This is a genomic window from Arthrobacter sp. 179 (assembly GCF_052379645.1).
Lineage (GTDB): Bacteria > Actinomycetota > Actinomycetes > Actinomycetales > Micrococcaceae > Arthrobacter_H.
The window spans coordinates 47,539-56,419 of record NZ_JBQSYU010000023.1 but is presented as its reverse complement, the minus strand read 5'-3'; the positions used below and the strand labels follow the sequence as shown (position 1 = coordinate 56,419).

General features: G+C 65.9%; 11 protein-coding genes and 1 tRNA gene. 7 read left to right on the top strand and 5 right to left on the bottom strand.

The window, feature by feature from the left end:
• Positions 1–157: 157 nt before the first annotated feature.
• A complete protein-coding gene (locus ACT3UE_RS12995) occupies positions 158–760 on the bottom strand; it encodes an ANTAR domain-containing response regulator (RefSeq protein WP_444553967.1) in 603 nt (200 codons plus the stop codon).
• A gap of 154 nt (positions 761–914) precedes the next feature.
• Between ACT3UE_RS12995 and ACT3UE_RS12990 the strand changes: the two genes are divergently transcribed.
• Positions 915–995 (top strand) — tRNA-Leu (locus tag ACT3UE_RS12990).
• A 530-nt stretch (positions 996–1,525) separates the two neighbouring features.
• On the opposite strand, the gene ACT3UE_RS12985 is transcribed toward ACT3UE_RS12990, so the two are convergent.
• Entirely contained in the window at positions 1,526–2,461 is a 936-nt protein-coding gene (locus ACT3UE_RS12985) for a CoA transferase (RefSeq protein WP_444553966.1), read from the bottom strand.
• Between the two features lie 94 nt (positions 2,462–2,555).
• Between ACT3UE_RS12985 and ACT3UE_RS12980 the strand changes: the two genes are divergently transcribed.
• Together ACT3UE_RS12980 and ACT3UE_RS12975 are read left to right on the top strand one after the other, a co-directional pair.
• Positions 2,556–3,170, top strand: coding sequence for a TetR/AcrR family transcriptional regulator (locus ACT3UE_RS12980; RefSeq protein ID WP_444553965.1), 615 nt, complete (start codon positions 2,556–2,558; stop codon positions 3,168–3,170).
• Positions 3,171–3,254: 84 nt separating this feature from the next.
• The gene (locus ACT3UE_RS12975; protein ID WP_444553964.1) at positions 3,255–4,433 is read left to right on the top strand and encodes an acyl-CoA dehydrogenase family protein; all 1,179 of its coding nucleotides are present in this window, start codon (positions 3,255–3,257) and stop codon (positions 4,431–4,433) included.
• 43 nt (positions 4,434–4,476) lie between these two features.
• On the opposite strand, the gene ACT3UE_RS12970 is transcribed toward ACT3UE_RS12975, so the two are convergent.
• The gene (locus tag ACT3UE_RS12970) at positions 4,477–5,097 is read right to left on the bottom strand and encodes an L-threonylcarbamoyladenylate synthase (protein WP_444553963.1); all 621 of its coding nucleotides are present in this window, start codon (positions 5,095–5,097) and stop codon (positions 4,477–4,479) included.
• A gap of 198 nt (positions 5,098–5,295) precedes the next feature.
• On the opposite strand from ACT3UE_RS12970, the gene ACT3UE_RS12965 reads away from it, so the two are divergent.
• The 4 genes from ACT3UE_RS12965 to ACT3UE_RS12950 all read left to right on the top strand — a co-directional run bounded on the left by ACT3UE_RS12965 (position 5,296) and on the right by ACT3UE_RS12950 (position 8,012).
• The gene (locus tag ACT3UE_RS12965) at positions 5,296–6,657 is read left to right on the top strand and encodes an anion permease (protein WP_444566838.1); all 1,362 of its coding nucleotides are present in this window, start codon (positions 5,296–5,298) and stop codon (positions 6,655–6,657) included.
• Positions 6,654–6,890, top strand: coding sequence for a hypothetical protein (locus ACT3UE_RS12960; protein WP_444553961.1), 237 nt, complete (start codon positions 6,654–6,656; stop codon positions 6,888–6,890). Before ACT3UE_RS12965 ends, ACT3UE_RS12960 begins: the two co-directional genes overlap by 4 nt.
• Before the next feature lie 45 nt (positions 6,891–6,935).
• A complete protein-coding gene (locus ACT3UE_RS12955; protein WP_444561773.1) occupies positions 6,936–7,514 on the top strand; it encodes a dihydrofolate reductase family protein in 579 nt (192 codons plus the stop codon).
• Positions 7,515–7,589: 75 nt separating this feature from the next.
• Positions 7,590–8,012, top strand: coding sequence for a hypothetical protein (locus tag ACT3UE_RS12950; protein WP_444553959.1), 423 nt, complete (start codon positions 7,590–7,592; stop codon positions 8,010–8,012).
• 12 nt (positions 8,013–8,024) lie between these two features.
• On the opposite strand, the gene ACT3UE_RS12945 is transcribed toward ACT3UE_RS12950, so the two are convergent.
• Both ACT3UE_RS12945 and ACT3UE_RS12940 read right to left on the bottom strand, forming a co-directional pair.
• Positions 8,025–8,276 (bottom strand): hypothetical protein, encoded by a 252-nt coding sequence (locus ACT3UE_RS12945; RefSeq protein WP_444553958.1) that lies wholly within the window; start codon positions 8,274–8,276, stop codon positions 8,025–8,027.
• A gap of 76 nt (positions 8,277–8,352) precedes the next feature.
• Entirely contained in the window at positions 8,353–8,850 is a 498-nt protein-coding gene (locus tag ACT3UE_RS12940; RefSeq protein WP_444553957.1) for a hotdog fold thioesterase, read from the bottom strand.
• Between the last annotated feature and the right edge of the window lie 31 nt (positions 8,851–8,881).

Below are 8,881 nucleotides of genomic sequence, written 5' to 3'. Positions count from 1 at the left end.
GCCCCCCCCCCCCCCCCCCCCCCCCCCCCCCAACCCCCCCCCCCCCCACACCCCCCCCACCCCCCCCGCGCGGCGCCCCACCGGGGGGCGCCCACCACCGTCGCACTTCGTTGGTGCCAGGCAACTTGCACCTTTTCAGGAAGAAGCTGCCGGTCGGCTACTTCACCTGGGCGATGATGGTCTCGGCGACCTCGCGCATGCTCAGTCGCCGGTCCATCGACGTCTTCTGGATCCACCGGAAGGCCTCGGGTTCGGTCAACCCCATTTTGGTAGTCAAGACGGATTTGGCGCGCTCGACCAGCTTGCGGGTGGCGAACTGCTCCTGCAGGTCATCGACCTCGCGTTCGAGGGCGATGACCTCCTCGTGGCGGGACAGGGCGATTTCAATGGCCGGGATCAAGTCGTTCGGGCTGAACGGCTTCACGACGTAGGCCATGGCACCGGCTTCGCGGGCCCGCTCGACGAGTTCCTTCTGGCTGAAGGCGGTGAGCAGGACGACGGGGGCGATCCGCTCCTTGACGATGATCTCCGCGGCAGAGATCCCGTCCATCACGGGCATCTTCACGTCCATCAGGACAAGATCGGGGCGGTGCTCACGGACCAGGTCCACCGCCTTCTCACCGTTATCTGCTTCGGCGACGACCTCGAACCCCTCACCCGTGAGGATCTCGACGATATCCAGCCGGATGAGGGTCTCGTCCTCGGCGACAACTACCCGGCGGGCCGGCGAGGGAGTTGCCTCGGCTGTGTCTTCTGTCATGGTGATTCTCCTGGCTGCCCCGGGAAATCGGGGCGGTGGGTTCTCGGATTCAGTAACAAGCCTATCGGCATGTAGAGTTGTTTAGCGCACCGCGTGACTGTGATGTTCTGCCCGTTTGATTCGGGCGGTTTGACAAGTCCGCGGGGCGAGTTGGGCCCGAGTGGCGGAATGGCAGACGCGTCGCACTCAAAATGCGATATCGAGAGATGTGTGGGTTCGAGTCCCACCTCGGGCACCGATCGGCCCCGACCCCCGGATGACCGGGGATCGGGGTCTTTTTCGTGGGCGGAGCCCCTGGCCTTTCCGGGTCTCCGGGGCGCTGGAAGTGGCGATCTTCAGACACCGCTGCGTGACCTTGTCTGCCGGTCGGTGCAGCAGCACAGGGCCGGCGACGCACGCGGCATGCACGAACCCAGCGAGGTGCTGGAAGGCCGGCAGGTTCTGGGCGGATGCCTCGCGGTCATGGGAGTGGGCAGCGGTCCCGCGTCTCACTGACCGCATACGGCCGGCGCGGTATCGGTGATGGACAAGTGCCCCGGGGGGAGCTGCTGCATGAGTTGGACCAAGACTTTGCCGCCCTTCTGCTCGTGTGGGCGCGCCACCATGATCACCCGATCGCCATGGCTGGTGGTGGTGTTTGAACATCGCGGAACCGTCGAGACGTCTTTCTCCGCCCCCGGCGTTTGGGCTGGGTGCTGACGCCCTGCAGTTCTGAACCGGACGGCGGGTACCTCGGCGAGCCAGGGGAGCGTCAGTCGTCCAGGATCATGGTCTTGTTCCTGGAGTCCTGTGGCGGGGCATGCTGGCCGACGCTGGTCGGAGGGGGCCTGGAGGCTCCCGGGGGGCGGCAGCGGCGGAAACCGGCTCCGTAGTCGGGAGCGCCCCGGGGGATGCGACGGCGACGAGGGGGAGGTCCTGCTCTTGGCCCCACGCCGTCCAATAGGCTGTGGGGCGGGTGGCAAAGGAACGAGTCAGTTCTTCGCGGGTGCCACCGACGAGGCGGGTGAGTCGTTCGGCGAAGTGTGGTTCGATCGCCGCGACGGCAACGAATCCGTCGGCTGTTGCGTACACTCCATACGCAGGTATCGCACCGCCGAGGACGGCACCGGGAGAGGTGAGTCCGTGCCGGGTGCCGGCGGCTGCGGCGTGCGCCGCCTCTTCGAGGACCACCTTCTCGTGGACGCCCTGAAGGCCCTGGTCGCGCTGACGCAACGCCGAAAGGGTGGCGACCACTGCGCGTTCGGAACCCAGGATGTCGGCGACCGGTACCAGCGGCAGGGCCGGGGGAAGCAGTGTTCCATGCTCGGCCTGGTAGGTGAGGTCGTGACCTGGCTGCTCGGCCCGGGCGCCGTCGTGCCCGACGATTTCCACCAGGGCGATGCCGCGGGTCTTCAGTATCTCGCCGAGATCAAGCCGGGCGAGGGCCGAGGGGCGCATCGACGTCAGCAGGACGTCGGCATCGGTGAGAAGTTCTTCGAACTCCGACCTGCTGGCCGGGTCCTTCAAGTCCAGGGGGACGACGTCCTGCCCCGTGACGAGTTCCTCATACCAGTGGGGGGCGACGCTCCGGAGCGGGTCGCCCTGCGGTGGTTCGACCTTGATGACGGTTGCTCCGAGCTCGGTCAGCCGGGATGCGGCCAACGGCCCCGGGAGGTTGATGGCAACCGAGACCACGACAATGCCTGACAGCGGGTGGGACATGAACTCTCCTAATGACTGTGACCTGAATTACTCTTTGTACAGTTGTGCAGCATGCAGTTCGATCGTTCAATGGTTTGTGGTCTAGCATAGCCCTGTGGATAGAACGAAGGCATCAAACCCGGCAGGCCTGTCGACGGCATGGTCCTCCAACGACCTGACCTCCAAGGCCCGGATCCGCAATGCGGCGCTCACCCTGTTTGCGCAGCAGGGGGAGGACGGCACTTCCATGCGGGCGATCGCCACGGCAGCCGGGGTGACCGTTGGGCTGGTCACCCATCACTATGGGACCAAGGACGGGTTGCGGGAGGCCGTGGACACCCTCGTCGTCGAGCTCTTCGCCGATACCCTCGCAGCCTTGCCGAACGAGGGGGGCCCTCGCCGGGTCCTCGGCTTGCGGGACGAGGCCGTGGCCGGGATGCTGCACGCCAATCCGACGATCGTCGACTATCTGCGGCGGTCCCTCCTGCACGGACCGGGACGCCCCGGCGACATCCTGAGCCGGCTGGCCGCGTTGACGGCCGAGCAGACCCGCGTCCTGCGGGACGCCGGAGTGGTGTCGACTGATCGCAGTGTCACCGAGCAGACGGTCACCACGATCGTCCGCCAGCTCGGGCGGCAGCTGCTGCAACCACTGGCCAATCGCATCGTCGACGAGTTCGGCGAACCCGGCGAAAACGCCCCGGAACTCTATGTGGGCGTCAAATCCTGATCGGCAGGCACCGTCCCCCCGGTGGGACCCCGGACTCCGTGCCCGGCACCGTATGATCGCCCTGTAAACGTTCAAAGGAGAATGATGTCAGCACGGATTACGCCCGCCACCGCTTCCGATGTCCTGGACCTCGATGGTCTGTTGAGCGCCCCCGAGCTCGAACTGCGCTCCACGGTCCGCGCCTTCGTGGACTCACGGATCCGACCGAACATCGCCACCTGGTACGAGGAGGCCCGTTTCCCCGTGGAACTGGCCCGTGAACTCGGCAGCCTGGGCTTGCTGGGCATGCACTTGGAGGGGTATGGCTGTCCGGGCCGCAGTGCCGTCGAATACGGGATCGCGGCGATGGAACTGGAGGCCGGTGATTCGGGTCTGCGGACCTTCGTCTCGGTCCAGGGGTCCTTGGCCATGTCGGCGATCCACCGGTTCGGTACCGAGGAGCAGAAGAACAAGTATCTGCCGTCGATGGCCGCCGGAGAGGTCATCGGCTGTTTCGGACTCACCGAGCCCACCGCCGGATCGGACCCGTCGGCGATGGCCACCACCGCGGTGCACGACGGCGATGGATGGGTCCTCAACGGCGCCAAACGGTGGATCGGGTTGGCTACCATCGCCCAGATCGCCGTGATCTGGGCCATGACCGACGAGGGGGTCCGCGGTTTCCTGGTGCCCACCGACGTCGCAGGCTTCACGGCCACCGTGATCGAACCGAAGCTGTCGATGCGCGCCTCCATCCAATGCGATCTGACCTTCGAGGACGTGCGGTTGCCGGATTCGGCGTTGCTCCCCGGTGCGAAGGGGCTGCGCGGCCCGTTCTCCTGCCTGAACGAGGCCCGCTACGGGATCATCTGGGGCGCGATGGGAGCTGCCAGGGATTCCTACGAATCCGCCCTGGAGTATTCCAAGGAGCGGATGCAGTTCGATCAGCCGCTGGCCGGGTACCAGATCACCCAGGTCAAGCTGGTGGATATGCTTCTGGAGATCCAGAAGGGCACGCTGCTGGCCATCCATACCGGACGGCTCAAGGATGCAGGAACCCTGGAGCCGGTGCAGATCTCGGTCGGAAAGCTGAACAACTGCCGGGAGGCGATCTGGATCTGTCGGGAGGCGCGGACGGTCCTGGGCGGTAACGGGATCACCTTGGACCATGCGCCGATGCGCCATGCGAACAACCTCGAATCGGTGCGCACCTACGAGGGGACCGACGAGGTCCACACCTTGATCCTGGGCAACCACATCACCGGCATCCCGGCCTTCAGATGAGGACCGGCGGTGGGGCCCCGCGACTGGTTCGGGGCCCGACCAGCTATTCGAAGGGCGAGGGGTCTCCCATGCCGACCCGGACGATCTCGGGCACCCCGCTGGAGAAATCCACCACGGTCGTCGGTTCTGTGCCGCATTCACCGGAGTCGATGACGGCGTCGACCTGGTGGTCCAGGCGTTCCTTGATCTCCCAGCCCTGGGTGAGGGGTTTCTCCTCGTCGGGCAACAGCAACGTGGTGGACAGCAGGGGCTCGCCCAGCTCCGCCAGCAGGGCCTGAACCACCCGGTGGTCCGGTATGCGGACCCCGACGGTTTTCTTCTTCGGGTGCAGCAGGCGCTTGGGGACCTCGGAGGTGGCCTTGAGGATGAAGGTGTAGCTCCCCGGCGTGGCCGCCTTCAGACTTCGGAAGACCGCGTTGCCCATCTCCACGAAACGTCCCATCTGGGCGAAGTTGCTACACATCAGGGTGAAGTGGTGTTTGTCATCAAGCTGTCGGATGGTGCGGATCCGATCCAAGGCCTTCCGGTTGCCCAATTGGGCGCCGAACGCGTAGCAGGAATCGGTGGGGTAGGCGATCAGCGCACCGTCCTGCAGCAGGTCAACGACCTGTCCGAGGGCACGGGGTTGCGGATCCTGAGGGTGGACGTCGAAGAATCTAGCCATGACAGGAGACTACGACCCGCAGGCGGAACTTGCACGCGACGCCCCGCCGTACGGACCGCGGAGTTGACTGGCGCCCCGCCGGCCCTAAGATGAATGTGCGCCGCGGGTGACGAATGTGTGACCATGGTATGACTTCCGGGTCGAACTACTCCCTGCGGTACGACCGCGCTCTTTTGCCATCTCAAGATTGGTTCCTAGATGGATCTCACACTCATCGTTGTCCTGGTGATTGCCCTGGCTCTGTTCTTTGATTTCACGAACGGGTTCCACGACACGGCCAACGCCATGGCAACCCCGATCGCCACCGGCGCCATCAAGCCCAAGACGGCAGTAGCCCTCGCCGCGGTCCTGAACCTGGTGGGTGCCTTCCTCTCCACCGAGGTCGCCACCACGATTTCAGGCGGACTGATCAACGAAGGGGACAACGGGTTCTCCATCGGACCCGAAATCATCTTTGCCGGCCTCATGGGCGCCGTCGTCTGGAACATGCTGACCTGGTTGCTCGGTCTGCCCTCCAGCTCATCCCACGCCCTCTTCGGCGGACTCATCGGTGCCGCGATCGCCGGTGCCGGTTTCTCCGTCGTCAACTACGGAACCGTGATCTCCAAGGTGCTGCTTCCGGCCTTGCTGGCTCCGTTGATCGCCGGCCTGGCTGCCTACCTATGTACCAAATTGGCCTATTGGGTGACCAAGCGCCCTTCGGGCCTCTCCTCGCCCAAGCGCGGAGGTTTCCGTGTCGGTCAGGTCTTCTCCTCCTCGTTGGTGGCCCTGGCCCACGGCACCAACGATGCACAGAAGACGATGGGCGTCATCACCCTGGCCCTGGTCGCCTCGGGGCTGCAGGAATCGGGAAGCCACGTCCACTTCTGGGTCATCGCCGCCTGCGCCTTGGCCATCGCTCTGGGCACCTACGTGGGCGGCTGGCGCATTATCGCCACCATGGGCACCGGCCTCACCGAGGTCAAGCCGGCCCAGGGCTTCTCCGCCGAGGCCTCGACCGCCGCGGCCATCCTGGCCTCCTCGCACCTGGGCTTCGCCCTGTCGACCACCCAGGTGGCCTCCGGTTCCGTGATCGGTTCGGGTCTGGGACGCAAGGGGGCCTCCGTCCAGTGGCGTACCGCCGGGAAGATCGCCACCGGGTGGCTCTTCACGCTGCCGGCAGCTGCCGTCGTCGGCGCCTTGGCCGCTACCCTGACCTACTTTGGGAACGTCGGTTTGGTTCTGGTGGCCGTCATCGGTTTCGGCGTCGTCCTGTTGATCTGGTGGCTCTCCCGCAAGGACATCATCGGCCCGCATAACGGGGTTTCCGATGTCGATGAAGCAGGTGGTGCCATCAGCATCCCCACGAAGAAGCAGCGTCGCAAGATGCGTAAACGCCAACGTGAAGCCGAGCGGGCCGAGGCCGAGCGCATGGCCCGCGAACTCAAGAAGGCTCAGAAGAACAAGAAGAAGGAAGCCAACGGCAAGACGAAGGTCCCCACGGCGTCGGGATCGAAGTCCCGGGCACAGGAAGCTTCGGCGCCGAAGCGCGAAGCACGCGGAACAAAGGAAAAGCGATGAACATCGAATGGCTCTCCTTCCTGACCGTCACGCTCGTGACCCTGATCGGCTCCCTCTCGCTCGTGGCGCTCTACTCCTTTGCCGTCCGGCTCAAGGCGATCGCCGAAGACGAAGTCCGGGGTGCCGGTCTGGCGAAGTCCGGGGCCGTCGTCTGCTTCGTGCTGTGCGGCTGCCTGGTGCTGCTGGGCATCTACCTGATCGTGCCGCAGCTCGGGGGCTCGGGCGGTCACTGACGCACGCCCGGCGGGGCGACGGAACCGGTATGGCACCATGGGGCCATGACCCGCTTCCGCTATTTCGTAGCCGCCAGCGTCGACGGATACATCGCCGACGAGCACGACTCGCTGGAATGGCTGACCACCTACGACGACTACCATGTGGGGTTCCGCGATCCGGCAGCTGCCTTCCTCGAAGAGATCGGCGCCGTGGTCATGGGGGCCGACACCTACCGTTGGCTGAGCACCCATATGGACGACACCGGAGCCCCGTGGCCGTATGAGAACACCCCGTGCTGGGTCTTCACCCACCGGGAACTGGCGGCCGTGCCCGGCGCCGATCTGACCTTCATCCGCGGTGACGTCGGGGAATGGGCCGGCGATATCGCCGCGGACGCCGGAGACCAGGACGTCTGGGTACTCGGGGGCGGCGGGCTGGCCGGACAACTGGTGGACTCCGGTCATCTCGACGAGCTGATCCTGTTCACCATTCCCCTCCTGCTGGGCGGCGGACGGCCTTTGGCGAGCCTGCGCGCCCCGATGGGACTGAGTCCCACCGGCAGTCGTGAATTCGGCAGGGGAGTGCGTGAAACCCGGTACGACGTCGGCAAGCCTCCCTCCGTGCCCCACACCGGCTCCTAACCACCGATTGGCGCGACGGCGCCAGCGGTCCTAGGCTCGATCACTACCTCCGTATGCAGCGAAAGGACACGACCCATGAAACTCAGCCACCTGCCATTGCGTCTGACCACCGGCGCCTTCATTCTCAACTCAGGGGTGGGCAAGTTGCAGTTGGAGCCCGAAGCGGCGGCCGGACTGCAGAAGATGGGTGCCTCCGCCTTTCCCCAGCTGGCCGACCTCGACCCGGAGCAATTCGGCAAGGTGCTCAGCACGACGGAGATCGTCCTGGGGTCCTCCCTGCTGCTGCCGTTCGTACCGAGCCGCCTGGCCGGCCTCGGACTGACTGCCTTCTCGGCCTCCATGGCGACGATGTACTTCAAGACCCCGGGGATGACCCGCGATGACGGGCTGCGCCCCACCCAGGAGGGCACGGTCATCGCCAAGGACTTCTGGATGCTCGGCATCGGGCTGGCCCTCATCCTCGATTCGGCGCGGAAGAAGAAGCGCAAGACCACCTAGGACCCACCAGCCTCAGTTGGCCGCATCCCCCGGAGGACCCGTGGGGATGCGGCCGTTTTCTGCCACCAGTCGCAGCCAGCGGCGGGTGCGGCGTCGACTCCCGAAACGCACTGTCTTCATCGGGCCGTCGGCGGCGAGGAACGCCTTGACGTGCGCGCGCTTGGGCGCGAAGGAACGCCCGTGCCACAGCAGGATCGAGTCGTTCGAGAACAACTGCTTCCAGGTCTCCGTGTTGCCGTTGCAGACCGGTTCTTCGGTAACCACCCGACGGATGCTGCGGGGATGAGGACCCGGCTCGGGGCGTCGGATGTGGTGGCGGCCGGTGCGTCCCGGCCATCGGTCACGAGGGGCCCAGGATCATGTTCGTGATCCGGGCGGTGCAGACCCGTCGGCCTTCCTCATCGGAAATGATGATTTCGTGGGTCGTGGTGCTGCGCCCCAGATGGATGGGGGTGCACACCCCGGTGACCAACCCCGAGATCCCGGCGCGGTGGTGGGTGGCATTGATGTCCACCCCCACCGGGCGGCCCGTGGGGCCAGCATGGACGGCGGCGGCGAAGGAACCCAGCGTTTCGGCGAGCGCGACGCTCGCCCCGCCGTGCAGGATCCCGGCCACCTGCTGGTTCCCCTCCACCGGCATCGTGGCCACCACCCGTTCGGCGGTGATGCCCTCGAACATGATGCCCAGCTTCTCCACCAGGGGCCCGACCCCGTGCCCGCTGAGCATCGGCCACATCCGTTCCGGCACCTGATGCCGTGCGAGCTGCTCCTCGAAGGGGTTCGATCCGGCGTCATGCCCTGCGTTGGCGGCCGGGCCGCGTGTGTCTTTGTCCGTCATGGGAACTAGGCTGGCACCTGTGAGTCAATCA